Source organism: Corynebacterium crudilactis (genome assembly GCF_001643015.1).
In the GTDB taxonomy this organism is placed as follows: Bacteria; Actinomycetota; Actinomycetes; order Mycobacteriales; family Mycobacteriaceae; genus Corynebacterium; species Corynebacterium crudilactis.
This window is the reverse complement of the sequence record NZ_CP015622.1, coordinates 2837849-2863906: the sequence shown is the minus strand read 5'-3', so window position 1 is coordinate 2863906 and position 26058 is coordinate 2837849. Positions and strand designations below refer to the sequence as shown.

Annotated in this window: 18 protein-coding genes; 13 read left to right on the top strand and 5 right to left on the bottom strand. The window is 51.7% G+C overall.

Translation table 11 applies throughout. From position 1 onward, the window contains the following. Positions 1 to 11: 11 nt before the first annotated feature. Positions 12 to 1541 carry a glycerol kinase GlpK gene (glpK, locus tag ccrud_RS13160; RefSeq protein ID WP_066568751.1) on the top strand — a complete coding sequence of 510 codons (1530 nt, stop codon included), beginning with the start codon at positions 12 to 14 and terminating at the stop codon, positions 1539 to 1541. A 68-nt stretch (positions 1542 to 1609) separates the two neighbouring features. Here glpK and ccrud_RS13155 read toward each other — a convergent pair whose 3' ends face one another. After that, the gene (locus ccrud_RS13155; protein WP_066568748.1) at positions 1610 to 3706 is read right to left on the bottom strand and encodes an N-acetylmuramoyl-L-alanine amidase; all 2097 of its coding nucleotides are present in this window, start codon (positions 3704 to 3706) and stop codon (positions 1610 to 1612) included. A 285-nt stretch (positions 3707 to 3991) separates the two neighbouring features. On the opposite strand from ccrud_RS13155, the gene glf reads away from it, so the two are divergent. Continuing rightward, positions 3992 to 5197: a UDP-galactopyranose mutase gene (glf, locus tag ccrud_RS13150; protein WP_066568745.1), complete on the top strand. Its 1206-nt coding sequence runs from the start codon at positions 3992 to 3994 to the stop codon at positions 5195 to 5197. A gap of 65 nt (positions 5198 to 5262) precedes the next feature. Here the strand turns inward: glf and ccrud_RS13145 are convergent, their stop codons facing one another. Beyond that, positions 5263 to 7053: a flavin-containing monooxygenase gene (locus tag ccrud_RS13145; RefSeq protein WP_066568742.1), complete on the bottom strand. Its 1791-nt coding sequence runs from the start codon at positions 7051 to 7053 to the stop codon at positions 5263 to 5265. A 233-nt stretch (positions 7054 to 7286) separates the two neighbouring features. Between ccrud_RS13145 and ccrud_RS13140 the strand changes: the two genes are divergently transcribed. Then, positions 7287 to 7880 carry a phosphoesterase gene (locus ccrud_RS13140; protein ID WP_245670287.1) on the top strand — a complete coding sequence of 198 codons (594 nt, stop codon included), beginning with the start codon at positions 7287 to 7289 and terminating at the stop codon, positions 7878 to 7880. A gap of 9 nt (positions 7881 to 7889) precedes the next feature. Beyond that, on the top strand, positions 7890 to 8369 hold the full coding sequence (locus ccrud_RS13135; RefSeq protein WP_066568739.1) for a phosphatase PAP2 family protein: 480 nt from the start codon (positions 7890 to 7892) through the stop codon (positions 8367 to 8369). Here ccrud_RS13135 and ccrud_RS13130 read toward each other — a convergent pair. Beyond that, positions 8338 to 9738: a DUF5129 domain-containing protein gene (locus ccrud_RS13130; RefSeq protein WP_066568736.1), complete on the bottom strand. Its 1401-nt coding sequence runs from the start codon at positions 9736 to 9738 to the stop codon at positions 8338 to 8340. The two genes, ccrud_RS13135 and ccrud_RS13130, sit on opposite strands and share 32 nt — an antisense overlap. Before the next feature lie 251 nt (positions 9739 to 9989). Here ccrud_RS13130 and ccrud_RS13125 point away from each other — a divergent pair, with 251 nt between their 5' ends. The 5 genes from ccrud_RS13125 (at position 9990) to ccrud_RS13105 (ending at position 16729) form a co-directional block, all read left to right on the top strand. Continuing rightward, the gene (locus ccrud_RS13125; RefSeq protein WP_066568735.1) at positions 9990 to 11960 is read left to right on the top strand and encodes a glycosyltransferase; all 1971 of its coding nucleotides are present in this window, start codon (positions 9990 to 9992) and stop codon (positions 11958 to 11960) included. Continuing rightward, entirely contained in the window at positions 11950 to 12456 is a 507-nt protein-coding gene (locus tag ccrud_RS13120; protein WP_066568730.1) for a phosphatase PAP2 family protein, read from the top strand. Before ccrud_RS13125 ends, ccrud_RS13120 begins: the two co-directional genes overlap by 11 nt. After that, the gene (locus ccrud_RS13115; protein WP_066568727.1) at positions 12453 to 13451 is read left to right on the top strand and encodes a decaprenyl-phosphate phosphoribosyltransferase; all 999 of its coding nucleotides are present in this window, start codon (positions 12453 to 12455) and stop codon (positions 13449 to 13451) included. Before ccrud_RS13120 ends, ccrud_RS13115 begins: the two co-directional genes overlap by 4 nt. A 146-nt stretch (positions 13452 to 13597) precedes the next feature. After that, on the top strand, positions 13598 to 15553 hold the full coding sequence (locus tag ccrud_RS13110; protein WP_425394223.1) for an arabinofuranosyltransferase AftB family protein: 1956 nt from the start codon (positions 13598 to 13600) through the stop codon (positions 15551 to 15553). A 150-nt stretch (positions 15554 to 15703) separates the two neighbouring features. Continuing rightward, on the top strand, positions 15704 to 16729 hold the full coding sequence (locus ccrud_RS13105) for an alpha/beta hydrolase (protein WP_066568722.1): 1026 nt from the start codon (positions 15704 to 15706) through the stop codon (positions 16727 to 16729). Between the two features lie 69 nt (positions 16730 to 16798). On the opposite strand, the gene ccrud_RS13100 is transcribed toward ccrud_RS13105, so the two are convergent. Both ccrud_RS13100 and gntP read right to left on the bottom strand, forming a co-directional pair. Next, positions 16799 to 18163: an HNH endonuclease gene (locus ccrud_RS13100; RefSeq protein ID WP_066568715.1), complete on the bottom strand. Its 1365-nt coding sequence runs from the start codon at positions 18161 to 18163 to the stop codon at positions 16799 to 16801. A gap of 158 nt (positions 18164 to 18321) precedes the next feature. Next, positions 18322 to 19665, bottom strand: coding sequence for a gluconate permease GntP (gene gntP / locus ccrud_RS13095; RefSeq protein ID WP_066568713.1), 1344 nt, complete (start codon positions 19663 to 19665; stop codon positions 18322 to 18324). A 683-nt stretch (positions 19666 to 20348) separates the two neighbouring features. On the opposite strand from gntP, the gene ccrud_RS13090 reads away from it, so the two are divergent. The 4 genes from ccrud_RS13090 (at position 20349) to ccrud_RS13075 (ending at position 25814) form a co-directional block, all read left to right on the top strand. Next, a complete protein-coding gene (locus ccrud_RS13090; RefSeq protein WP_066568711.1) occupies positions 20349 to 22313 on the top strand; it encodes an alpha/beta hydrolase-fold protein in 1965 nt (654 codons plus the stop codon). A 2-nt stretch (positions 22314 to 22315) separates the two neighbouring features. Further along, a complete protein-coding gene (locus ccrud_RS13085; RefSeq protein WP_066568706.1) occupies positions 22316 to 22807 on the top strand; it encodes a hypothetical protein in 492 nt (163 codons plus the stop codon). A 3-nt stretch (positions 22808 to 22810) separates the two neighbouring features. Next, a complete protein-coding gene (locus ccrud_RS13080; RefSeq protein ID WP_066568705.1) occupies positions 22811 to 23734 on the top strand; it encodes a cutinase family protein in 924 nt (307 codons plus the stop codon). A gap of 223 nt (positions 23735 to 23957) precedes the next feature. Beyond that, on the top strand, positions 23958 to 25814 hold the full coding sequence (locus ccrud_RS13075; protein WP_066568704.1) for a FadD32-like long-chain-fatty-acid--AMP ligase: 1857 nt from the start codon (positions 23958 to 23960) through the stop codon (positions 25812 to 25814). Positions 25815 to 26058 lie beyond the last annotated feature (244 nt).

Here is a 26058-nt window from a genome sequence, read left to right as displayed (position 1 = left end):
AAAATAAGCCCATGAGAACCTCAAAGGCCAATGCGTATGTTGCAGCGATTGACCAAGGAACCACATCCACTCGGTGCATCTTCATTGATGCCCAAGGAAATGTGGTGTCTTCTGCTTCTAAAGAGCACCAACAGATCTTTCCACAACAAGGCTGGGTGGAACATGACCCAGAAGAAATCTGGGACAATGTCCGATCCGTAGTCAGCCAAGCAATGGTGTCCATTGACATCACACCACATGAAATTGCCTCGCTTGGTGTCACCAACCAGCGCGAAACCACCGTGGTGTGGGACAAAAATACCGGCGTTCCCGTCTACAACGCAATTGTGTGGCAAGATACCCGCACCTCTGAAATCTGCCAAGAAATCGCAGGTGCAGACGGCCAAGAAAAATGGCTCGATCGTACTGGGCTGCTGATTAATTCCTACCCCGCAGGACCCAAAGTGAAATGGATCCTGGACAACGTCGAGGGCACTCGGAAACGCGCAGAAAAGGGCGAACTGCTCTTCGGCACCATGGATAGCTGGATCCTTTGGAACCTCACCGGCGGGGTACGCGGCGATGACGGCAATGAAGCCATGCATGTCACCGATGTCACCAACGCATCCCGCACCTTGCTCATGGATATCCGCACGCAACAGTGGGATCCAGAACTCTGCGAAGCCTTGGATATTCCGATGTCCATGCTTCCGGAAATTAAACCCTCAGTGGGAAATTTCCGCTCCGTGCGCCACCGCGGAACCCTCGCCGATGTGCCCATCACCGGCGTGCTCGGCGACCAACAAGCTGCACTTTTTGGCCAGGGCGGTTTTCATGAAGGTGCTGCCAAAAATACCTACGGCACCGGCCTTTTCCTCTTGATGAACACCGGAAAATCCCTCAAGATCTCCGAGCATGGTTTGTTGTCCACCATCGCTTATCAAAAAGAAGGCGAAGAGCCGTTTTATGCGCTGGAAGGCTCAGTTTCCATGGGCGGTTCGCTAGTCCAATGGCTGCGCGATAACCTGCAGTTGATTCCCAATGCACCAGCAATTGAAAACCTTGCCCGCGAAGTCGAAGACAACGGTGGAGTGCATGTAGTTCCTGCATTCACCGGACTGTTTGCACCACGCTGGCGTCCCGACGCCCGCGGTGTCATCACAGGACTCACCCGATTTGCCAACCGCAAACACATTGCTCGCGCAGTGCTGGAAGCCAATGCCTTCCAAACTCGCGAAGTAGTGGATGCCATGGCGAAAGACGCCGGAAAATCCCTTGACTCCCTCCGCGTCGATGGTGCAATGGTGGAAAATGATCTCCTCATGCAGATGCAGGCGGATTTCCTCGGCATCGATGTCCAACGCCTCGAAGACGTAGAAACTACCGCAGTAGGTGTCGCCTTTGCCGCTGGGCTTGGCTCTGGCTTCTTTACATCAACCGAAGAGATTGAAAAGCTCATCGCAGTGAAGAAAGTGTGGAGTCCAGACATGGATGAAGCAGAACGCGAACGCCGCTACGCTTCTTGGAATAGGGCTGTAGAGCATTCTTATGGTCAGGCATAGCTTGGAGCTGTAAACAAAAGAAAACCCCGCTGCCTCAGGGAAAGCAGCGGGGTTTAGCTATTTTGCGACTAGTTCAGGTGAATATTAGCCTGGCCAGTTGCAGGGGAGAACGTGATATAGCCGTTCTGGAAATCAACGCGCAGCTGATCTCCTGATTGGTATTCATTGCTGACCGGCAGACCCAGTGGGCCAAGGTCTGCGCCTTGCTGAGCCCACGTATCACCGATGGCACCCCACAGGCCGTGAGTTCCAGCCTCAGGGGAAGAGACCATGATGCCATTTTCAAAAGGCACGAAAGAGACTTCAGAGTTTTGATCGCTTGCGTACTTCACAGTGGTCTCGCCACCGACTGCAGCGCCTAGAACAGGGCCGATCGTGTTATTAAGGTTGTTCCAGCCCTGAGAGTACTTATTATCGCCAGTCAGGTTAATCACGGTATCAATAATCGGAATGATCTCATCGAGCTTAATATCGTTGAGCACTGGCACGCCGTTGTTGCTCCCAATATTGCCGATGATGTTGTTTAAGCCACCATCTGCAAGAGACGCTGCAATAAGCACTGCTGCGATAGAGCCCAGACCAGTGAGAATCTGGTTGGTGTCCGCGCCATTGAGTAGGTCTGTTCCGCTGGAAGAACCGCCAGTAAGTAGCGTAGCTAGAATATCTTCTTCGCTGGATTGCTCAGCCGGTGCATCAGGTTCAGCCGGGGTTTCCGGCTTGTTTGTGGCTGTCGGAGTAGTGCTTGTTGACGTTGGGTCAGTGGTTGTTGGAGTCCCACCGAGATCACCATTTTGCAGGCTAGTGTACTTCTGCTTGGCGATATCACGGATACGATCCATCTGCGCATAACCTGCAGGACCTGGGCAAGAAGTAGTGCCAACATCACGGTGAGCGAAAATATTAGGCAAATTTACGGGAGTTCCGTAGGAATACTTTGAGTAGGAAGTGCCCTCAGAGTAATGAGTATCGCGACCAGTTGGATCAAATCCAGCTACCTTTGCACGCCAACCAGCGAGCTCACCGACAGACTTGAGGGTGGCATCAGAAGGGGTTACCGTAGAGTAATCTCCCATCATGGAAATAGCCCATGTGTTTTGGTTGAAACCACCAGCGTGTGCGCCCTGAACAGCGTTAGTCATGCCACCGGCACGGCCTTCATAGATATTGCCGAACTTATCCACCAAAGACTGGTATCCAATATCGCACCATCCGAGGGTAGATGCATGGTAGCTGTAAGCACCACGAACCTGACCGGCAGCCTGCGCCTGAGTGTAATTATTGGAGCCCGCAGTGTGGTGAATCGTGATAGCTGAAACGCCATCATCAATGGTAGGGCGGGAGCAGCGCAAGCTTTCATCTGCGCCCCATCCTGCACGAGAAATCACCTTTGGCATGCCATCGGTATCAGCTACGTTGTCGATACCTACTCCAGCATCAGCATTGCCATCGATAAAGACAGCGTTGAAGCCATCATCAGTATTTGCCACAGGCTGAATATCGCCGTAGTTAGATGGAAGCGGAGCAAGGCCATCGTTGGCAGAGTAATCAGCGACTGGTTCTGCAACAGCTGGTTCTGCTACTGGAGCTTCCGCTGGGGTCTCGGCGGGTGCCTCTACTGGGGCTTCCGCAGGTAGTTCTTCAGGAGCCGCTGGAGCTTCTACGGGAGCTTCTGCTGGTGCATTCGCTGCCGGAACTTCTTGGCCACTTTCATCGGCTCCAGAGACGGCTTCGCCTTGCCCGAAAATATCCACGTTGAGAGTAGATACCTGAACCTTGGTGGTGGGGCCATGCCAAATTAGCTCAGTGCCGTTGGTGCCACTGTCTTCATTGGACAGAGGCTCCATGTCGTACCACTGTGACCAGGTGCCGTCAGCTTGTTCTGCGCGAACAAAAGCTGTGACATCTTTTATGCCAGTCCAAGTAAGCGCAAAGCTGGAGAATTCCTGGTCGCGCTGGAATTCTTTGACGGTACGAGGACCGTCGTTGATTCCCTGCGCGGTGACGGCTGGATCGTCGACAAGCGTGTTGGAACCAGAGCTGAAAGACACACTCTCATTTTGTACGGAGACAGGTCCGATACCTTCGCTCTGTGTGTTCAGGTATTGGGTGCCGACGGCCACGAGGCCTGATGTGCCCAGTACGGCGGTCAAGATGATAGCGAGCATCGGCTTTCTCCGAGCCTCGCTGATGCGGCGTCGTTGCTGCACGATTTTCTCCCTGATGATATTGGTGCGGCTGAGACTAAATGAAACAATTGAGAAGCCTAGTGCACTTCTGGGGATAATGGTACCTATGTGACTCAAGTTTCGTGGGGTGAGTTTGAAGTTGTTAGGTATCTGTGAAAACTACAAAAATAGCTGAAAAGCTAGATGTTGCTCTAACTGCAGAAACTCAGATGAAATGGGTGTCTGAGATTTCGGCCAAGGGCAATGTGGGTTAGGGTCGAATGCATGACGGAATCGAAAAATTACGACTTAATCGTTGTAGGCTCAGGCCTCTTCGGCCTCACCGTGGCAGAGCGAGCAGCTAGCCAACTGGGTAAGAAAGTTCTTATCGTGGAACGCCGCACCCACCTCGGCGGCAACGCTTACTCCGAAGCCGAGCCGGAAACCGGCATTGAGATCCATAAATACGGTGCACACCTTTTCCACACCTCTAACACTCGCGTGTGGGAATATGTCAACCAATTCACCAGCTTCACCGGCTACCAACACCGTGTTTTCGCGATGCATAATGGCACCGCTTACCAGTTTCCTATGGGACTCGGCATGATCAACCAGTTCTTCGGTAAGTACTACAGCCCAGATGAAGCCCGTGAACTCATCAAAGAGCAGTCTGCAGAAATCGATTCCGCTGACGCCACCAACCTCGAGGAAAAGGCCATCTCTTTGATCGGCCGACCACTCTACGAAGCCTTCATCCGCGATTACACCGCAAAGCAGTGGCAAACTGATCCGAAGAACCTTCCAGCAGGAAACATCACTCGCCTGCCGGTTCGATACAACTTCAACAACCGCTACTTCAACGACACCTATGAAGGCCTCCCAGTCGATGGCTATGCAGCGTGGCTTGAGCGCATGGCAGAGCACGACCTGATTGATGTGCGCCTTGATGCTGATTGGTTTGAAGTCCGCGAAGAGATCCGTGCAGAAAACCCGGACGCACCAGTTGTCTACACCGGACCACTTGATAGCTACTTCGATTATTCAGCAGGCAAGCTTGGCTGGCGCACCCTTGATTTCGAAACCGAAGTAGTCGAAACAGGTGACTTCCAGGGAACTCCAGTGATGAACTACAACGATGCAGATGTTCCATTTACCCGCATCCACGAGTTCCGCCACTTCCACCCTGAACGGGAAGAAAAGTATCCTAAAGACAAAACTGTCATTATGAGGGAATTCTCCCGCTTTGCAGAAGACACAGATGAGCCGTACTACCCAATCAACACCCCAGATGACCGGGAGATGTTGAAGCAGTACCGCCTGCTAGCTGCCGAGGAAGCTGCTAATAATAAAGTGCTTTTTGGTGGCCGGCTAGGCACCTATCAGTACCTCGACATGCACATGGCGATCGGTGCTGCCCTGAGCATGTTTGATAATAAGCTAATGCCATTCTTCCAAGATGGCACTCCGTTGGAGCAGGAGCGCGGACGCTAAAATATTGGTGTCTTGTGGTAGTGGGGTAGTCCTTCATTGTTAGAGAAGGACTACCCCGCTTTTATCTATTTGCTATATACCGGGGTATCCATCCCCTCATATCGAGCTTTGAGCTGCATGGACAAATAGCGTGAGTAGTGGCGTGACTGGTGTAAGTTGCCACCATGGAACCACAAGGCATCCACACTGGTTGGTTTCCACATATTACGGAGTTCACCTTCCCACGGGCCGGGATCCTTGGTGGTTTCTGAACCCAGTCCCCAACACGGGCCAACCTTGTCAGCTGTTTCCTGGTCCACCAACTGAGCTACCCAGTTGTTCATGTTTCCGTAGCCGGTGGCCAATACGATCACATCAGCGGGAAGCTCGGAGCCATCTGAAAGGACCACGGAGTTTTCGCGGACATCTTCGATATGGACGTTGGAACGCACCGGAATTTTTCCATCTGCCACCAGTCCAGATGCACCGACATCAATGTAATAACCGGAACCTCGGCGGAGGTACTTGAGGAAAAGGCCGGAATCATCGTCGCCGAAGTCGAGAAGGAATCCCGCATCTTCAAGCTTGTCGTAGAATTCCTTATCATCTTCACGGATCTTATCGAAGGCCTGTTTCTGGACACCTGGCAACACTTTGTACGGCCACGAGGCGAACAAGAGATCTGCGGTATCTGTATCAATCCCAGCTTCGAGGGCATCTTCTGAATACAGTGGCCCAAAAACTTCTCGCATCAAGGATTCGGAACGCACGATATGTGTTGAAGAACGCTGGATCATTACTGGGCTGGCGCCATTTGAATAAAGATCAGCGCAAATATCATGCGCTGAGTTATTGGCACCCAGGACTACAACATTCTTGCCACGATCTACATCGCCACCAGGATGCTCTGAAGAGTGTCGGATTTCACCCTTAAAATTATCTTGACCAGGTAGAGTAGGGCGATTCGGGCTGCCGGACATGCCGGTTGCTATGACTAGCTGGGTGGGGTGAATGGTGGTTTGCGTGTCATCGCGGTTAAGCGAGACGTCCCATTGCTTGGTGTCTTTATTGTAGGAGGCCTGTATGCATTCGGTATTGGTCCAATAATCTAGATCCATGATGCCGACGTAATGCTCAAGCCAGTCGCCCATCTTATCCTTGGGTGTAAATACGGGCCAATGATCCGGGAACGGAACGTAGGGCAGGTGGTCGTACCAGACTGGATCGTGAAGGCAAAGGGAATGGTATCGGCTGCGCCATTGGTCGCCAGGGCGGGAAGCTTTGTCGATGATCAGCGCAGGAACTCCGAGGCGTTTGAGTCTGGCACCAAGTGCAATGCCACCTTGACCGCCACCGACAATCAACACATAAGGTTGTTCGGTAACACCCAATGAGGCTTGGCGTTCATTTTTGTGATCAGTCCAGTTGCGGGTATCGCCTGAGTTGCCATGTTCAACGCCTATTTCACGTTTGCGACCTTTTGGCTCTGGGTGTGCCAACAGCTCTCGAGCGGAAGTGAGAAGGGTCCATGCTTTGCCGTTGCGGAGACGAACAATGCCTGTGCACGTGAAGTCTGCTGATTCGCAGGAGAACTGAACTCGAGTAACACCATTTCCCTCATCGACAGGTTCGTCCTTGAGGGTGACATTGCATAAGGTGCTCGAAGGCCATGTGCTTCGGATCATGTTAGCTATTTGCTCAGGACCTTCGGCAGTGGTGAGAGTCCATGTGAAACCCAATAGGTCTCGCCAGTAGCTGTCCTCTTCAAAAAGCTCTACTACAGCCTTGGCGGCATCATCGGCGGTGGAACTGGCTGTGGCCTTTTCGAAAGCCTGGAGCCAGCTGTTGGCCAAAATGGTTAAATCTTGTTCGGGCAAAGCATCCTCCTTGAAAAGTGTTCTAATTCACTTTGTACCTAATTTAGTGATGTGAAGCATTTCAATTGCCCCCATTTGCGATTCTTGCAAACTGTCGTGAGGTTACTTAACCCGAGGATTACTGAATAAAATTGACAAAACCTAACAGCAGATAGCTACCCCCTCGAAATGGAGCGTGTGGTTGAACCACAGTCTGCAAAGCGGCAAAAATCAACAGGCTAGGGTTGGACACCGTGTCAACTGAAGTGAATTACAAAAATCGAAGCGAAATGTTTGCGCGTATCATCAGCGAGCTCTGTGCCCCGTGGATACTCAATATCGTATTTTTCCTAATTTTGGGTGGCACCATAAATGCTTGGCAACCTGGAATCGTGGCAGCCCTAGGAACTGGCGTAGTCCCGATGATGTTGATTTTGGGGCTCATGAAGCTCGGTCGAGTAGGTAACCACCATGTCACCACGCGTTCTCAACGCGGCATAGTATTCGCAGGGATTATTATCTGCGTTATTGCCTTGCTGCTTGTGTTAAGAACTCTTGAGACCCCACAGATAATTTGGGCTGGTGTTTTTTCGGCATTGGTTTTCTTGGCATTATTTGCTGCAGTTACGGTGAAAATCAAAGCATCGGTTCATGTCGGCTTGTGGGTTTGTCTCGTGACATTTTTGGGATTGACGATCTCTGCCTGGTGGTTTGTCGGGCTGTTCTTCACCCCAGTGACCGCATGGGCCAGGATGCGTATTAAACACCACACCTTGCCTGAAATCTGTGCAGGTGCCGTATCCGGTGCTGTCGCCACAGTGCTGTGTTATCTCTTCATCCTTACCTAGGGCGTAGGTATGGATCAGCAAATTCTTGATGCATTTATTAGCCTGCGCGTCGCATGGCTGAGTCCATCCATCATTCTGTTTACACAGCTGACAGGTCCGACTTTGATGTTTGTTTATGCATTGATCTGGGGCATTGTGCGGAAAAACCTCACAGCTCCCGTAGCTGTAGGCCTTGCCAACCTCACTAGCCACATTCTTAAAAAGGTATTTGAACGCCCTAGGCCAAGTGCAACACAGCATTTAGTCCAAGAGACCAATTTCTCTTTCCCCTCAGGACATGCTGTTGGCGCTGCAGCCTGTGCAGTGGCCTTAGGCTACTTCCTCTCGCGCTGGTGGAAGATTGTGCTGTGGGTTATTGCTTTGTTTGTTGGGCTGTCCAGGCTATATATCGGAGTGCATTGGCCTAGCGATGTAGTGGCAGGCTGGGCCATCGGTGCACTTATCTCAGTAACTGTGTTTACCAGCTGGAACTACCTCCGGCACCGCTGAAACCACTGCTGAATGTGGTGTTAGAAGAAGTGGAAGAAGACGCAGCCGAAGAAGCTGCACTGACATCCGCAGCATGCCAAGTGCTAATCATGTAGTACGGAACCCATGCGTTATAGCCAGTTCCTACGCGCCAATTATCCTCATAAATTGCAGGTGCGGTGCGGTTTGTCGTCTGTTCCACTGCCTCGAGGTTCTTTTCCACACCACGAAGCGCAACAGCATAATCACGGATGAGGCGAGCGTAGTGATCCATGAAATCGGGCTCAGTAGGGAAGATGGTTTCAGTGCGCTCGATGAGCGTGCGAAGAACATCATCGACCACTGTGTCTTTATCGTTGATATCTTGGCGTGCCTCCTGCATATCTGCACGTAGTCTGCTCAACTCACGGCGACGAGTGCTCTCATGACCATGCTCCATCTCATAGAGAGTATCGATATTCTTCTGCGCAATTTCCATATGAGTTACCGCTGTATGTGCTTTCTCGATATCAGAAGCAGCTTTGCGGAAGGCCTTATTATCTGCAGAAGACTTCAGTCCTTCTAAACGGCCAAAAATATCATTTACTTCCAAGAATTGAGTATGAACGTCCTCCCACTGACGGCGGAGTTCATCATCGGCCAGCGGAGATGTTAAAGAATGCGCGCGGACATTAATACCATCAAGCTGCTGGGCTACCTCACCATAATGACGCTGCGCATAATCAAATTGTTCCCGAGCTTGTTCAGCTTTCTTCTTCCGCTCGTGGCCCACAGCCCAACCAACAATTACTACAAACAAGGCCGCGATTCCACCAAAAATAACAAGCAGGATTCCTCCTACATTGCTGTCATCTTCTGCCCTGACTACTGAAGTATCAGCAACGGATTTTGCGCCCTCCAGCATTGCCAGGGCAACACGGCCATCCTGCAGGAGTGGCCGCATAGAATCATTAATGCCATCGATACGATCCTGCTCTGCGATTCCAGTGGCAGCCGCTACATCATTACCGGCATAAGCGCCCATTTGATGAGGATCAAAGCCAGCCACAATAATGACCTCACCAGGAGCGAAAGCATTAGATTGAATCCACTCAGGGTGCTCAGCGCGAAAATACTGCTCGAGATCATCATTGAGGTTGCTGGAGTTATCCGCAAAAGTGATGTACCGAACAGCAGACACCTCATCGGGGAAATCAACTTTTGGAGTCTCCGTAGCTAAGAAATCTTCATCCTCTGGAGCAAGCTCATCAGCCATGTCCAGCACAGTAATTTCCAGAGAGTCCTGGAGTGTGTCTTGGGCTTGAGCAAGCGGAAGTGTCAGAAAGAGCATGGTTCCCGCTGCAAGCCCAGCAATGGCGCTGTTGGTTTTTGGCAGTGAAAGAAGTCGCATACCCGCCACCATACGTGCCGATTTAGGGAGAATTCCATAAAAAACTGACATTGTAACCAGATCTCAATATCGACGGAAAGGGGCGTCGATAAGCCAGATCTTTTAAAGACTTTGCTGATAAACGAGCATTTTATGCAATTGCCAGGATCTTCTATGGCGGGTTTCGGCGCGTAAGTTCTGTGAATGTGGGGTCCGGATACTACGCTTAAGCAAGATAAATTGTGAGTTCAATGAAGGGTGAAGATACGTCAATGAGCGCAACAAACCTGGCGGTTGAGCAGCTACAGCGCGTGCTCCTGCCGAGGCGCGGCGAGCCAGCAGATGTCAGGTCCTTGTACCTGCTGGAAGCTGAAAGCAATAAGGAACGCCTGGAGTGGAACGATCGTTTTAGCGTAGCCGTCCCCGCAGGCGCCGAAGTGTCTTTTCAGACCTACTTCAATGCATTTCCTGCAAGCTACTGGCGACGCTGGTCGCAGCTAGATTCAGTTGTTTTGAAATTGAAGGTTTCCGGTGAAGCCCGCGTGGACCTGTACCGATCCAAGATCGACGGTGCACGTATCGGAATTACCGGTTCCGTTGTGAAAGATGACTTCATTGAATTTGAAGTCTCACTGGCACCATTCGAAGACGGTGGCTGGATCTGGTTCGACCTCACCGCTGAAACCGAAGCAACTGTCGAAGAAGCAGGCTGGTACGCACCATGTGCACCAAAGGCCCAGATCATGCCAGATGGCACTGAAGTGGGGCCATTTGAAGCGCGCGCGACAGTTGGCATCCCAACCTTTAACCGTCCTGCAGATGCCGTTGCTGCGTTGGAAGCACTTGCTTCTGACCCAGCAGTTGATGCTGTCATTGATACCTTGATCATGCCTGATCAGGGCAATAAGCACCCTGCTGATGAGCCTGGTTACAAGGCTGCAGTAGAGCATTTTGGTGACCGCTTCTTCGAGTTCCGTCAAGGCAACCTTGGTGGATCCGGCGGCTATTCACGCATCATGTTTGAAGCACTCGGTGGTGTCGATGGAAATGGCGCAGCTGGTGCTGCAAAGAGCCCATACATCCTTTATATGGATGATGATATCGCTATCGAACCAGACTCAGTCTTGCGTGCGCTTCAAGTTGCGCGTTATGCGAAATCACCCATCCTGGTGGGTGGACAGATGCTGAACCTGCAAGAACGCAGCCACCTACACACCATGGGTGAAGTTGTTGGCGGACATGATTTCATGTGGACAGCTGCACCTCATGTGCACTACGACCATGATTTCTCCGCACACCCACTGCATGACCGTGGACAGTTTGACGATAAGCCAGATGCGCCAAACTCCCGCGACCTGCACCGCCGCATCGACGTTGATTTCAACGGCTGGTGGATGTGCATGATCCCACGCGTGGTTGCAGAACAAATTGGACAGCCACTTCCACTCTTTATTAAGTGGGACGATGCTGAATACGGCCTGCGTGCACGCAAAGCAGGTTTCCCAACTGCCACCTGGCCTGGAATTGCGATTTGGCATATGGCCTGGTCTGACAAAGATGATGCCATTGATTGGCAGGCATATTTCCACCTGCGTAACCGCCTTGTAGTTGCAGCAATGTATCACCAAGGAAACGCCGATGGCATTGTTCGCTCAATGCAGAAGGCTACGTTTAAGCATCTCCTGTGCCTGGAATATTCCACTGTGGCAATTCAAAACGAAGCAATGAAGGACTTCCTTGCAGGTCCAGATCAGCTCTTCTCTATTCTGGATACCTCATTGCCACGCATTGCAGCGATCCGTAAAACTTACTCAGATGCTGTTGTGTTGCCTAGCGCTACTGAGTTGCCTAGCGCTACTGGCACTCCAGGTGTGCCAACTAAGGACATCGGTGGACGTCTCGCTCCTCTGAAAAAGGCGCTGTGGCTGGCAAAGGGCTTGAAGCACTCACTGTCCAAGGAGGATTCTTCCCACCACGAGGTTCCACAGGCGAACTTCGCACCGATTGAAGCACGTTGGTTTAGCCTGTCTCGAGTTGATGGTGCAACTGTCACCACCGCCGATGGACGTGGCGTGGTTTATCGTAAGCGCGACCGCGATAAAGCTAAAGAACTGGGCAAAGAAGCACGCGCGCTGCAGAAGCAAGTAGCAGAGCGTTTCGACGAGCTCAGTCACACCTACCGCAATGCCCATTCTGAGCTTGTCAGCCGAGAAGCCTGGGGAAAGGTCTTTGATGAGCAGTAAAGAAGTTCAGATTCTGGTTAACATCCAGGGTCAACTTATGGATGCGCCAGGTATTTTGCCTACGGCGCGGAGCTTGAGCCTTGTGGGCGAACACGCTGCCGGTTGGATGGCACTTGGTGCAAGTGGCGCAGTATTGGATAAAAAGCGACGCCGTTCTTGGTCTGGATTGTTCATTGCAGCTTTGGCCAGTCACGCAGCATCTGTGATCATCAAGCGCATTATCCGTCGAGCACGGCCACATGATGATGCCATCAGGATTGGTGTGGGCACTCCCTCGAAGCTAAGCTTTCCTTCTTCACATGCGACCTCAACAACCGCCACCATGGTTTATCTTGCACACATCACCAAGTCACCCCTGCCATTGCTAGGAATTCCTATCATGGCATTATCCCGAATGGTGCTTGGCGTGCATTACCCAACTGATGTGCTTGCTGGCGCATTACTGGGTGCTGCAACAGCAGAGGCCGTCCATAAGATTGAAAGGGCTACGAAGTGAGCGAACACGCCGCTGACCATCACCGCGATACCCAAAACTTCTTAACATCAGAGCCACACACCGCGGCGATTGAAGATAATAAGAAGCGCCAGCCGCCAAAGAACCTTGGCGATGGCATGATCAAGGCATTGCGTCCTAAACAGTGGGTTAAAAACGTTCTAGTTCTGGCAGCACCGCTTGCTGCCGGCGCTGACGCAATCTTTAATGAGCGCACGCTTATCGATGTCGTTCTTGCATTCGTTGTTTTCTGCTTCGGTGCATCTGCTATTTATTTGGTCAACGATGCCCGTGACGTGGAAGCCGATAGGGCACACCCGACGAAGCGATTCCGCCCTATTGCTGCCGGAGTGCTGCCAGTAGGAATGGCATACGGCATGGCCGTTGTGCTCATTGCGCTGGCAATTGGATTATCTTTCCTTGCCACTGATGGTGTTGCGCTTGCTTCTGTCATCGGTGTCTATATTGTGCTGCAGCTGGGCTATTGCTTCGGTTGGAAGCACATGCCTGTGATCGATATTGCGCTGGTGTCTTCCGGCTTCATGCTTCGTGCAATGGCCGGTGGCGTGGCAGCAGGAATCGAATTGTCGCAGTGGTTCCTTCTGGTTGCAGCCTTCGGCTCACTATTCATGGCATCTGGCAAACGCTATGCAGAAATTCTCCTGCACGAGCGTACTGGAGCGAAGATTCGTAAATCGTTGGAAAGCTACACTCCGACGTACTTGCGCTTCGTATGGACCCTGGCCGCGACTGCCGTAGTTATGTCTTATGCACTTTGGGGATTTGATCTTTCCCAGCAGTCCACCGATGCCGGACCGTGGTACCAAATCTCTATGGTTCCGTTCACCATTGCTATCTTGCGCTATGCCGCAGGCGTGGATACCGGTGACGGTGGCGCCCCTGATGAAGTAGCCCTGAGCGATAAGGTTTTGCAGGTACTCGCACTAGCGTGGGTATTCTGCATCGTGATGGCTGTGTACATCATGCCAATGTTTTAATTATTTCCTAATGGACATGCTCTGACCAGCATGTCCATTAACGTTTGAGGCCACATGCGGTGATACCATGTGGCCTCATGACGTTTAGCCCCCAGCGTCCGGAGTTTGAACCCGGTAATCATCCTGATCCAGAGTCTGTAGACACAATGGAACCACCTCGTCAAACAACTGGAACAACCGGTGGAACTACCGGTAAAAAAACTGGTCCTAATTACACTCTAATTACCACGTTTTTAGCGGCACTTACTGCTGGTATTTTCGCTTTTTGGGCAGGTTGGACACGTAAATGGATCAGCGATGATGGCTTAATTGTTCTTCGCACTGTGCGGAATTTGCTTGCCGGAAATGGCCCAGTATTCAATGCCGGCGAACGAGTCGAAGCAAATACTTCCACCTTGTGGCAGTACTGTATCTATCTCGTTGCACTGGTGACTGACTATAGGCTAGAAGATATCGCACTGTGGCTTGCTCTCCTGTTTACTACTGCCGCCTCCATCATTGGTGTCTTGGGCACTGCGCATTTATATCGCAAACGTATGGTTGTTCTGCTTCCCGCCGGCGTAATTGGATATTTCAGCCTTTCTCCCGCACGCGATTTCTCCACTTCTGGCTTGGAGTGGGGCTTATCGTTGATGTGGATCGCGATTCAATGGCTGCTCTTGGTTCTGTGGGCTACCTCCGGACCGCAATCGAAAGATCGGTTTAATGCAGGAGCCATCACCTACGTGCTGGCTTTTTGGTCAGGATTAAGCTGGCTCATTCGCCCTGAGTTGGCAATGTATGGTGGCCTAACCGGAATTTTATTGTTGCTTACAGCCGCAAAGTGGCGTGTAGCTTTTGGAATTCTTGCTGTAGCTTTGCCTGTCCCAGCTGCGTATCAAATTTTCCGCATGGGCTATTACGGGCTGCTGGTGCCTCATACTGCAGTGGCTAAGTCCGCTTCTGATGCAGTGTGGGGAACCGGCTGGGAGTATGTCGAAGACTTCACTGGTCCGTATAACTTGTGGCTCGGTTTAGCTTTATTGTTGGCAGCGGGCGCGTTGGTTGTATGGAAAATGGATAAGCACCTGGCTTTTCCTCAAGGAAGGCTGGGGCTGCGCACCCCTGGTATGGCGATTACGCTGCTCGTGATCTGCGCATTAGTACATTTCCTGTATGTCATCCGAGTTGGTGGAGACTTCATGCACGGACGCATGTTGTTGCTTCCACTGTTTGCAATATTGTTGCCTGTGTCAGTGGTTCCTATCAGCGTGGTTGACCGCGGATGGCAGGATTTCGTCGCACTGGCCCTTGTGTTTTCCACATGGATTTGGTCAACCGTAATTTTCGTACAAGGCCACCAGTGGGAAAATACCGGACAGCATGTTGTCGATGAACGCGATTTCTGGATTGATTTCACCAACCGCGACAAAGACCATCCTCCGCTATACGCAGAAGATTTTCTGACCGTGGACTCAATGAATGATTATGCAGAAGTAATGCGTGATCAGACCTTGGCCGCTCCCACAGGGCAGCAATTGAATATTTTGACTGCCGATGGCGATGCTTATTCGTGGATCACAACTCCCCGAGTGGAAGGAATTGATTCCGGAGATCTGGTCAATATTCCGGCCACGGTATTCCACGTTAATCTCGGCATGACTTCAATGAATGCGCCACTTAATGTGCGAGTGACTGACCTTATTGGTTTGGCAACCCCACTTGCTGCTCGACAGCCACGCATTGAAGGCGGCAGGATCGGCCATGACAAATTAATGGATTTGGAATGGCAAGTTGCAGAATCTGCCACACCATTAGCTTTTACTCCAGGTTGGCTTGATGCAGAGAAAACCTATCAAGCACGCCAAGCGTTGAGGCATCCGGAATTGGTTCATCTTTTCCAAACATATCGTGAGCCAATGACTTACCATCGCTTTGTTGACAATATTAAATATGCGCTTACTACCGGTCGTACATTGGAAATTTCTGATGATCCTGAAGATCTTTTGAAAGAATTTGATGCCACTCCGGCAGAGTTTCAAGATGGCTTGCAAACTATTGCGTGGCCAGGGGAAATTAACCTTGATGAACCTCGCGGGGAACCCTTATATAGCTCTCAGTAAACGCGTATTCATAAATCATTGGCCTTTGATAACTACCCAAGAGGATCACGACTTGGTAACGTATGGGCGGAAAAATAAGATACGCATCTAGAAGGTATCAGCGGTCTGTGCCGCAGCTGGATTTATATTAATGTTTGCCGGAGGAGAATTATGTCCGTATTTACACGAGCTGGCGAGGTAAGCCGTAAACTCGTCGCCCTTGTAGTGGCACTTGCCACCGCGGCAGCCCTCATGGTTGTTGGCACAGGCACCGCCGAAGCCGCTAACCGCGATTGGCTGCGCCCGGACAACTCCGGAGCATGTGACTGGGATGGCGCTGGGTACTGGGTTCAGCGCTGTGATGTGTGGTCTGCAGCAATGGGCCGCAACATTCCTGTGCAGATTCAGCCTGCGCAGCGTGGTGGCAACGCCGCTTTGTACTTGCTTGATGGCATGCGTGCGACTGATCATTCAAGCGCATGGCTCGTCGATACTAACGCGGCTGCGCTCTACGCACCACACAACATCACTTTGGTGATGCCAGTTGGTGGAGCAGGTTCTTTCTACGCGGACTGGAATTCACAGGCATCACTGTCCTCCTCGAATCCTGTTACCTACATGTGGGAGACTTTCCTGACTCAGGAACTCCCTGCCTACCTAGAGCACCATTTCGGTGTTGCTCGTAATAACAACTCCGTTGCTGGTCTGTCCATGGGCGGCACCGCTGCGTTGAACCTCGGCGCAAAGCACCCAGGCCAGTTCCGCCAGGCTATGTCTTGGTCCGGCTACTTGAACACCACGGCGCCAGGTATGCAGACAATGCTGCGTCTAGCCATGCTGGACACTGGTGGTTTCAATGTGAACGCCATGTACGGATCGATTATTAATCCACGCCGTTTCGAAAATGATCCATTCTGGAACATGGGTGGCTTGGCTAACTCTGACGTCTATGTCTCTGCAGCTTCCGGCCTGTGGAGCCCACAAGACGATGGTGTTCGCATTGACCACCGCATGACTGGTTCTGTACTGGAATTCGTAGCAATGACGTCCACCAGAACTTGGGAAATGAAGGCTCGTCTCCAGGGCCTGAATCCAGCTGTGGATTATCCTGCTTATGGTATTCACGGTTGGGGCCAGTTCAACTCTCAGCTGCATAAGACCAAGGATCGTGTTCTTAACGTTATGAACGCTTGGTAAAACCACATATTTAAGCCCGCTGCTCACAAAGCAGCGGGCTTTTATTTATGGCAGGACTAGTTCTGGGAGTTAGACTCGGGCCTGGGCTCCTCCTGATTCTGCTGCGGCAGCAGAATTATTAAAGCGCATGGGTTTTCGCCTATCACCAGGCTGGTAGCCCACTCTCCCAGTCACCGGATCAATGTCCATATATCCCATATTGTCTTTTCCGTCTCGTTGATCATTGTTACTGCCATGATCGTGGAAACAGATATTGGTGATATTTTCTATATCCGTTGGCCCGCCTTCTAACCAGGATCTAATGTGGTGTATTTCGTTTTCTGAAAAAGGGGAGTCGCAGCCCTCGCGTGTGCACACAAGCTCAGAGGCGAAGAGTGCAAGACGTTGGTAGAGGGATGCGGTGCGTTGGGTGCGGGCTAAGTGGAGCGGGCGCCCAGAATCAGCATCTAGGACTGCACCAAAGTCATATTTTGCTGAGCCCAACCGGAGAATTTCTGTGGGAGTCAGTTTTATTCCGGTATTGGTGGGGTAGCGGTGATCAGGGACAGAAGCTTCGATGTTTGCGATGTCTTTTGCCGAGAGCGACACTAGGATCGTTCCCACTCCTGCGCGCCCGGGAAGAAGATCTGCATGGGCGCGGTGGAGAATTTCGGCGAACGCATCGTATTGGCGCTGTTGTTTGGTTCTTATATCTTCTTTGTCTGGATCGTTCAGTAAATGTCCTGGTTTGGCTTTGGCCATGAGTGATTTCAGTAAAGCTAGGCCTTTGCCATCGAGATAGAGGGAAGCGCGAGCACCGCCATCGTGGTCTTGGCGTCCGATGCTTAAAGAACGTTTCTTCACAGCTGCTAGGGGATCCTTGGCGCTTGGATTGATGCGGATTACTTTGTTGCGTGTCCAATTCCTGAGATCTTCCACAGATCTTGTGGTGGCTTCCTTCATGGCGAGTTTGCGTAGGGTCGCTTTGGACAGCGAGGTGTTGTCATTGAGTTTTTCTAGTTCATAGCGGATGGCGTCTTGTTTTTCAGCTGAGATCACATGATTGTGGGCAATGCGATTGGCTTCAGCTTGCTCAACTTTGTCTTGTTGTTCTCGTGTTTCTCGGGCTTCTTTCTGCGCAGGAGTTTCTTTTTCTAGTTCTTCTTCAGAAAGCTCTGGGCTGGGATTTCCGTAATGCTCTTCGCCTCGTTGAACGCGTTTATAGGCTTCGGATTTTGAGATATCTAGTAATTTTGCCAGTGCGTCGAGGGCGGATGTTTTGCCGATGATGCGTCCGGCATCTGCGCGCTCGGCGGATTTGGCGAGGGCGGCGTCGAAAAGTGCTTTTTTGTTGAGCAGTTGTTCTAAGAGTTGGGCGAAGGGGAGTGTCTTTTTGAAGGCAGCGGCGGAGGGGTCAGCGATGAGCTCATCCATGATGGAGTGAATCTCCTGCATAGCGTGTCTCCCCTCGGTTGTCTGAATTCCAGATAATCGCGGTTCTGGAAATAACACAAGGCACCCCCTGGGTTATCCACAGATTCACTGCGTAAGTCACGCAGTTATCCACAGAGAACTAGAGGGTGCCTTGAAAAGGTTTGGCAAATAGCCTAAAACTAGCCGATGAAGATGCTGAGCAGCATGATGACGGCGAGGCCAACTAGAGAGTTACAGAGCTGAAGGAGGCCCCATGTCTTGAGGGTGTCCTTGACAGAAAGATCAAAGTAGCCCTTGAACAGCCAGAAGGAAGCGTCATTGACGTGGGTGAGGGTGTTGGAACCCGCAGCGGTAGCAAGGACAAGGAGTGCTGGGTTGACGCCCACAAGTACTCCGGATGGATCCATGAGCGCACCAGAGATGATGCCGGCAGCTGTAATCGCAGAAACAACACCCTGGCCGGTAGCCAAGCGAATCAGCACAGTAATAAGCCATGCCATGAGGTATGGAGATAGGGATGTAGCGCTCATGAGGCTGCCGATGTAATCACCAATGCCGGTGTCAATGATGACCTGCTTGAGTGCTCCACCAGCACCAATAATGAGGACCACCATGGCGATAGATTTGATGGCACCTTCGAAGTTTTCCATTGCCCAGTCGATTCCGCGCTTAGGGCGGATAGCAAAGAAGTAGAAAGCGGCAAGCATTGCAACAGAGACAGATACCACGGAAGATCCGAGGAAGTTCACGATTGAGTACGCCAGGCTGCCTTCAGTCAGCCAGATGTTCAAGATGGTTGCGGCAATCATGAGGATTGCAGGAATCAAAGGAACGAACATGGAGATAGCGAAGGAAGGGCGCTCTTCTTCAGGAACTGGATCTTCGGTGCGCAGCAGTTTTGGCACTGGGTAATCGAGGTTTCCGAGGAAGCGTGGAAGCAGCCAGCCGGTAACAGCGATGGTTGGGATCGCAACGATGATACCGAGGATGTAGACCATTCCGATGTCGGCACCATAAGAATCAACCAATGCCACTGGGCCTGGTTGAGGTGGGAAGAGTGAGTGCGCGGTGGTGGTTGCTGCGACTGCCGGGATGGCAATCTTCATGAACGGAACCTTGGCTTCCACTGCAACAGCAATGATCAGTGGTGCCAAGATGATGAAGGCAACTTCGTAGAACATGGCAAGACCGAAGACGGTACCTGCAATGACCATGGCAATTTTTACTTTGCCGACGCCCATTTTTCTGATCAAGGTGTCTGCGATTTGTGCAGCTGCGCCGGAATCCACAAGGAGCTTTCCGATCACTGCGCCGAAGACAACAATGATGGCTAGTGAACCGAGCGTAGATCCGAAACCTGTTTGGATGGTGTCTAGCAGGTCCATGAGTGGGAAGCCTTCAAGGACACCAATGAGCAGTGCTGCTAGCAGAAGGGCCAGCATGGCATTGATTTTCCACTTGATGTTTAACAACAACATGAGGCCAATGCCGAGGACCACCCATAAGAGATGGAGGATATCCATTAAGTGTTTTCCTAACGGTTCGAACGGATATGTAAGTGCTATCTAAAGACTTTAATGGGGATACCAATAGGGGCAAAATGGGGGTAATAGGCCACATTTCATCTCATTAATTTTTGGAGATTGCACAATAATTGACCAGCGCATGACAGGTAAATGAGCATCTGTTACAGGGGTCTTGCAGGTGGCCTATTGTCTTAATCTCATAGCTCAAACCGGCAGAACCCTGGCTCGAAACCGAGCGCCCGCATCACCTCAATATTTTCCGAAACACCCTAAAGCTGAGCGCCGGTTTTTAGTCGCCCAGATTTTAGTAGTTAGTTAAATTCAGGATGTTTTTCCAGATTTAACGCGCCAATATGCGCCAATCTGGGCAGATATCGCCACTAGCCCCCTCAATGACCCCAAATAACCCCCAGTAGTCCCGGTGTGGCATTGAAAAAACCCTAAAGTTGTACTTAAGATTGAGGGCATTCTGGAGTTGTCACCTGCATCAGAAGAATTACATGCCCACTTGTGTAACTTTCTGGTCTAAGATCGCGACAGACTGTAAAGAACTGAAGACTCTCAAGGCATAGCCCAGGTTGCGTTTGTCAGGGCCGGAAGCGGGGAACTTTCGGAACGGACTTGATGCATGGTGGGCTTTGCGTAATATCTGAAAAAATCAAAATGAGAAGGAAAACTTCATGCGCGACACCGCATCTCGTTCCACCAAGGCCAGGGCTAAGTCCAGGCGCCGTTCCCTCTGGATTGCAGCTGGCGCCGTTCCAACAGCAATTGCATTGAGCATGTCCCTTGCTGCACCCGTGGCAATGGCACAGTCCAGCAACATGTCTTCGGATGCCATCATTGGTGGCATCACCGATGGACTCACTGACTACCTGAAGCCTCGCGTTGAAGAGCTCCCTGCAGGAGAGGTCACCTACCCAGAGATCAGCGGACTGCCTGAGGGCGTGCGCGTGATCAGCGCTGAGTGGGCAACTTCCAAGCATGTCATCTTGACCATCCAGTCTGCAGCGATGCCAGAAAAGCCAATCAAGGTGCAGCTGCTGCTTCCTCGTGATTGGTACTCCGCTCCAAACCGTGAATTCCCTGAGATCTGGGCACTTGATGGTCTGCGTGCTATTGAACAGCAGAGCGGTTGGACCATTGAGACCAACATTGAGCAGTACTATGCAGACAAGAACGCCATCGTTGTTTTGCCGGTTGGTGGCGAAAGCTCCTTCTACTCTGATTGGAACGAGCCAGATAACGGTAAGAACTACAAGTGGGAGAGCTTCCTAACTAAGGAACTCGCACCAATCCTGGACAAGGGCTTCCGCTCTAACACGGATCGTGCCATCACTGGTATCTCCATGGGCGGTACTGCTGCGGTTAATATCGCAACTCACTACCCAGAGATGTTTAAGTTTGTGGGCTCCTTCTCCGGCTACTTGGATACCACTTCAACTGGTATGCCAATCGCTATTTCTGCAGCTTTGGCAGATGCGGGTGGATACAACGTGAACTCCATGTGGGGACCTGCTGGTTCTGAGCGTTGGCACGAAAATGATCCGAAGGGCAATGTCGGCAAGCTCAAGGGCAAGACTGTCTATGTCTCTGCTGGTAACGGCGCAGATGATTTCGGTAAGGAGGGTTCCCTTGCCATCGGACCTGCGAATGCTGCAGGTGTTGGCCTGGAAGTTATTTCCCGCATGACCTCCCAGACTTTCGTGAACTCTGCAAACCAGGCAGGCGTGGATGTTGTGTCCAGCTTCCGCCCATCTGGTGTGCACTCATGGGAGTATTGGCAGTTTGAAATGACCCAGGCATTCCCTCATATTGCGAATTCCTTGGGCATGAGCACCGAAGATCGTGGCACTGAGTGTGCTCCAATCGGTGCGATTGCTGCTGCCGTTGCTGATGGCGCAATGGGTAATTGCCTGACTAACGAATACGATGTTACCGGTGGTAAGGCTCAGGACTTTGCTAATGGTCGCGCATACTGGTCCGCTAACACTGGTGCTCATGGCCTGGTTGGTCGCATCAACGCTCGTTACTCTGAGCTGGGCGGACCTGACTCCTGGTTGGGTTATCCAACCTCCAAGGAGATGAAGACCGCAGACGGCAAGGGACGCTTTGTCACCTTCGAGAACGGCTCCATCTACTGGACTGCTACCACCGGCCCTTGGGAGATCCCAGGCGATATGATCGCAGCGTGGGGCACCCAGAACTTCGAAAACGGCAGCCTCGGTTACCCAACCGGTGCAGCGGTTGAATACAACGGTGGATTGCGTCAGCAGTTCCAGGGCGGCTACGTCTTCCGTACCTCTGATCAGAAGTCCTACTGGGTTCGTGGTGAGATCTCCAAGAAGTTGGCAGAAGACGGCGTCTTCGCTCAGCTTGGCTTCCCAACTGGCAATGAAAAGCTCATCAATGGTGGTGCATTCCAGGAATTTGAAAAGGGCAACATCTACTGGTCCGGTTCCACCGGAGCTCATTTGATCCTGCACGGCGATATCTTCAACGCGTGGGGCGCAAAGGGCTGGGAACAGGGCGAGTACGGCTACCCAACATCAGACCAGTCTGCGATCAGGGCTGGCGGACAGACCATTGATTTCCAGCACGGCACCATCCGTCAGGTCAATGGCCGTATTGAGGAGTCTCGCTAATAGTGAAGCGCATCTATGCAGCTCTTGCTTCCGGACTGCTGTGTTTTAGCCTTGCCGCGTGCGGAGGTGTCACCGTTGAAGGTGATAGCACTGAACGCACAACTGTTCCCTCTGAGGTAAAAACTACAGAGTCAACTAGTACCGCAAGGTCTTCCGAACGCAGCAGTCATGCGTCGCAAAGCAATGGCAGCACAGCCCGGGACGGGGCGGCCGAGGAAATCGACGGCCTACCTGAGGCAAATGTGGAACGCAGCGCGGAAGCGCAAGCGTTCCTAGATGCGGTGCGGGAGCAAAAGATTGACATCGCAGGCGTGGAGGACCAACTGATTGCGACGGCGCAGAACTATTGCGCTTCGGAAAACAAGGACCAAAACGTCACCGTCGATGCGGTTGCAGGCCAGCTCATCGTGCAAGGGCGCACAACTGTGAAGGAAGAACAGGCTGCAGAGATTTCGACGCTGCTAAAGGAATCCGCGGATCGGACGTATTGTTAACCGATGAGGAAAACCATCACCGTTATTGCTGTATTGATCGTCCTTGTCTTAATTGGCGTGGGCGTTGTGCAGTATGTGAACACATCAGATGATTCCGATTTCATTGGCAAGCCTGGCGAGCCAACTGGAACTACGGAGCCGCCTGCGCAGCCTGATTGGTGCCCAGCCGTGGAGTTCTTATCCGCGCCGGGTACCTGGGAATCAGCAGCCAATGATGATCCGATCAATCCGACCGCGAATCCGTGGTCGTTCATGTTGTCGATCACGCAGCCACTGCAGGAGCGTTACCCCGCCGATGATGTCAAGGTGTGGACATTGCCGTATACCGCACAGTTCCGCAATATCAATGCGCAGCATGAAATGTCCTATGATGATTCGCGCAATGAGGGCATCTCGAAGATGACTAATGAGCTTGTGAGCATGCACAATGAGTGCCCTGCTACGGAGTTCATTATCGTTGGTTTTTCCCAGGGTGCTGTGATCGCCGGTGATTTGGCTGCGCAGATTGGCTCAGGTCAGGGAGCGATTCCGGCTGATCGCATCAGGGGTGTCGCCCTGGTTGCAGACGGCCGCCGGGAACCTGGTGTGGGCCAGTATCCGGGCACCTTTGTCGATGGCATTGGTGCTGAAGTTGCACTGCAGCCGCTGAATTTGCTGGTCCAGCCGATTGTTCCAGGCGCAACCATGCGTGGCGGACGTGTCGGTGGTTTTGGTGAGCTTAATGATCGCGTGCAAGATATTTGCGCGCCCAATGATGCCATCTGTGATGCGCCGGTGAATGTGGGCAATGCTCTAGACCGTGCATTGGCTATGGTTTCTGCCAATGGTGTGCATGCGCAATATGCCACCAACCCAGATGTTTTCCCAGGTACAACCACCAATGCGTGGATTGTGGACTGGGCGATCGATCTCATCGACAACGGCTAATCTTTTTTCGCTTTTCGACGTCTCCCTCCCGCAACCTGAACTTTTCAGGTTGCGGTTTAAAGGGCGGATATTCAGCCCGAGGGGCTCGCCTAAACGGCGATGCCCCTTAAGGTTTTGTTGGAGTAAGAGCTAGATGCTCAAGTAGTGTTAGTTTGCAAAAGTAATAAAATGTTCATCTTCGGCGATGGGCAGGGTAGTCATTAACGAAAAAAGAGGGGTTCACATGGATTTAGATAAGGCGATTGGTTCATTCTTTGATGAAAATGGAGAGATTAACCTTCCTCCATTCCTCACCTTGGCGGCCATGGGTGAGTTTATGTACCAGGCTGACATTGCAGAAGGTGGTGGAGATGAGCCACGCATGCACTTCTGGGATTACTCAGAAGACCGTGAAGGCAAGCTGATTCAGTACACCCGCAATGAGATTGATACTCGAATTAAGTCTGTCGCTGGTCGCTTGCAACAGGTAGCCACCATCGGTGATCGCGCTGCTATTTTGGCTAACAACAGCCCGGAGTACATCTTCAGCTTCCTCGGCGCCATCTACGCTGGCATGGTTCCTGTGCCACTGTACGATCCAAATGAGCCAGGCCACGCAGACCACCTCAACGCTGTTTTCGCAGACAGCGAGCCAGTTGTTGTGCTTACCAACGCGAAGTCCGCAGGCGCTGTGCGCAAGCACTTCTCTAGCCTTCCTGCTGCGCAGCGCCCACGTATTCTCTCTGTAGATTCTTTGCCGGATTCCCTTGCGGATTCTTATGAGAACCCGATGCTGTCTGAGGCTGGTAGGCGTCTAGCTGCCCTGCGTCAGTCTGCACCGATCGATCTGACTGCTTTCCTTCAGTACACCTCCGGTTCCACCCGAACCCCAGCCGGTGTGGTGCTGACCAACCGTTCCATCCTCACCAATGTGCTTCAGATCTTCAGCGGCGCACAGCTCAAGACTCCGATGCGTCTGGTTTCTTGGTTGCCACTGCACCACGATATGGGCATCATCTTGGCTGCCTTTGTCACCATGCTGGGCTTGGACAATGAGTTCATGAACCCACGTGATTTCGTACAGCAGCCTTCCCGTTGGATTAAGCAGCTGAACCGCCGTGAAGAAGACGTCAATGTTTATACCGTTGTCCCTAACTTCGCACTTGAGCTTGCTGCACGTTACGCAAAGCCAACAGAAGAAGAGACTCTGGATCTTTCTGCACTGGATGCCATCATCATTGGTTCCGAGCCTGTTACTGAAAAGGCACTGACCACATTCCGTGAAGCTTTCGAGCCATACGGGTTGCCGGTTCAGACCTTGCGTCCTTCTTATGGTCTGGCAGAAGCATCCCTTCTGGTTTCTACCCCTCAGACTGAGAACCGTCCTTTGATCTCCTACTTCGACCGCGAAGCTTTGGCTGAAAACCGCGTCTCGTTTGTAGAAAAGGGTGCTGAGAGCGCTGTGGCATTTGTGTCCAACGGCCAGGTTGTCACCCCTCAGCAGATGGTTATTGTGGATGCTGAAAGTGGATCAGAGCTTGCTGATGGCCAGATCGGTGAGATCTGGACACACGGTGAAAACACCGCTGCTGGTTACCTCGACCGTGAAGAAGATACCGCTGAGACCTTCCGTAACCGCTTGAAGAACCGTTTGGAAGAGAACTCCCGCGCCGAAGGTGCTGCTGATGATAACTACTGGATGGCTACCGGTGACCTCGGGGTAATCGTGGACAACGAGCTCTACATCACCGGCCGTCTGAAGGATCTCATCGTTGTCGCTGGACGTAACCACTACCCACAGGACATTGAATACACCGTGCAGGATGCATCGGCGCATATCCGTGCGGATTCCGTAGCTGCATTTGCTATTCCTGGTGATGATATTGAAAAGCTCATCATTTTGGCAGAGCGCGATAGTACTGCTGATGTAGCAGACGATGCTGCTGCTGTGGAAACAATCCGCAGCGCAGTGGGAACTGCTCATGGTGTTGTACCAGAAGAAATTCGCATTTTGGCACCAGATGAGATCGCACGATCTTCTTCCGGAAAGATTGCACGACGTGTGAACCAGCGCAATTACATTCAAGAATTAGCGCAATAAGTTAAACATGTGTCAGCTTAAGCCCTTGATGAATTCCATCAGGGGCTTTTGCCTTGTAAGCTAGTGCACTTAACTATAAGCACAAAAGGTGTGCCTAATAGCCGGATAAATATAGCCTCTGGGCTGGGGATGAAACATTCTTAAGCCAAGCGGCGATAGACGTCTGGATGTCTATTTTTCTATTTCTTGCAGTGTAAACACTTGTGAGTTAGGGAAAATAGTTTAAGAGTTTAAGTTGAAGAAT

Coding starts and splice junctions, on each gene's coding strand:
- ccrud_RS13075 (WP_066568704.1), top strand. CDS start 23,958: ATGGATTTAGATAAGGCGATTGGTTCATTCTTTGATGAAAATGGAGAG.
- ccrud_RS13130 (WP_066568736.1), bottom strand. CDS start 9,738: ATGCGACTTCTTTCACTGCCAAAAACCAACAGCGCCATTGCTGGGCTT.
- ccrud_RS13155 (WP_066568748.1), bottom strand. CDS start 3,706: ATGCTCGCTATCATCTTGACCGCCGTACTGGGCACATCAGGCCTCGTG.
- glpK (WP_066568751.1), top strand. CDS start 12: ATGAGAACCTCAAAGGCCAATGCGTATGTTGCAGCGATTGACCAAGGA.
- ccrud_RS13120 (WP_066568730.1), top strand. CDS start 11,950: ATGAGCAGTAAAGAAGTTCAGATTCTGGTTAACATCCAGGGTCAACTT.
- ccrud_RS13135 (WP_066568739.1), top strand. CDS start 7,890: ATGGATCAGCAAATTCTTGATGCATTTATTAGCCTGCGCGTCGCATGG.
- glf (WP_066568745.1), top strand. CDS start 3,992: ATGACGGAATCGAAAAATTACGACTTAATCGTTGTAGGCTCAGGCCTC.
- gntP (WP_066568713.1), bottom strand. CDS start 19,665: ATGGATATCCTCCATCTCTTATGGGTGGTCCTCGGCATTGGCCTCATG.
- ccrud_RS13100 (WP_066568715.1), bottom strand. CDS start 18,163: ATGCAGGAGATTCACTCCATCATGGATGAGCTCATCGCTGACCCCTCC.
- ccrud_RS13125 (WP_066568735.1), top strand. CDS start 9,990: ATGAGCGCAACAAACCTGGCGGTTGAGCAGCTACAGCGCGTGCTCCTG.
- ccrud_RS13090 (WP_066568711.1), top strand. CDS start 20,349: ATGCGCGACACCGCATCTCGTTCCACCAAGGCCAGGGCTAAGTCCAGG.
- ccrud_RS13105 (WP_066568722.1), top strand. CDS start 15,704: ATGTCCGTATTTACACGAGCTGGCGAGGTAAGCCGTAAACTCGTCGCC.
- ccrud_RS13080 (WP_066568705.1), top strand. CDS start 22,811: ATGAGGAAAACCATCACCGTTATTGCTGTATTGATCGTCCTTGTCTTA.
- ccrud_RS13110 (WP_425394223.1), top strand. CDS start 13,598: ATGGAACCACCTCGTCAAACAACTGGAACAACCGGTGGAACTACCGGT.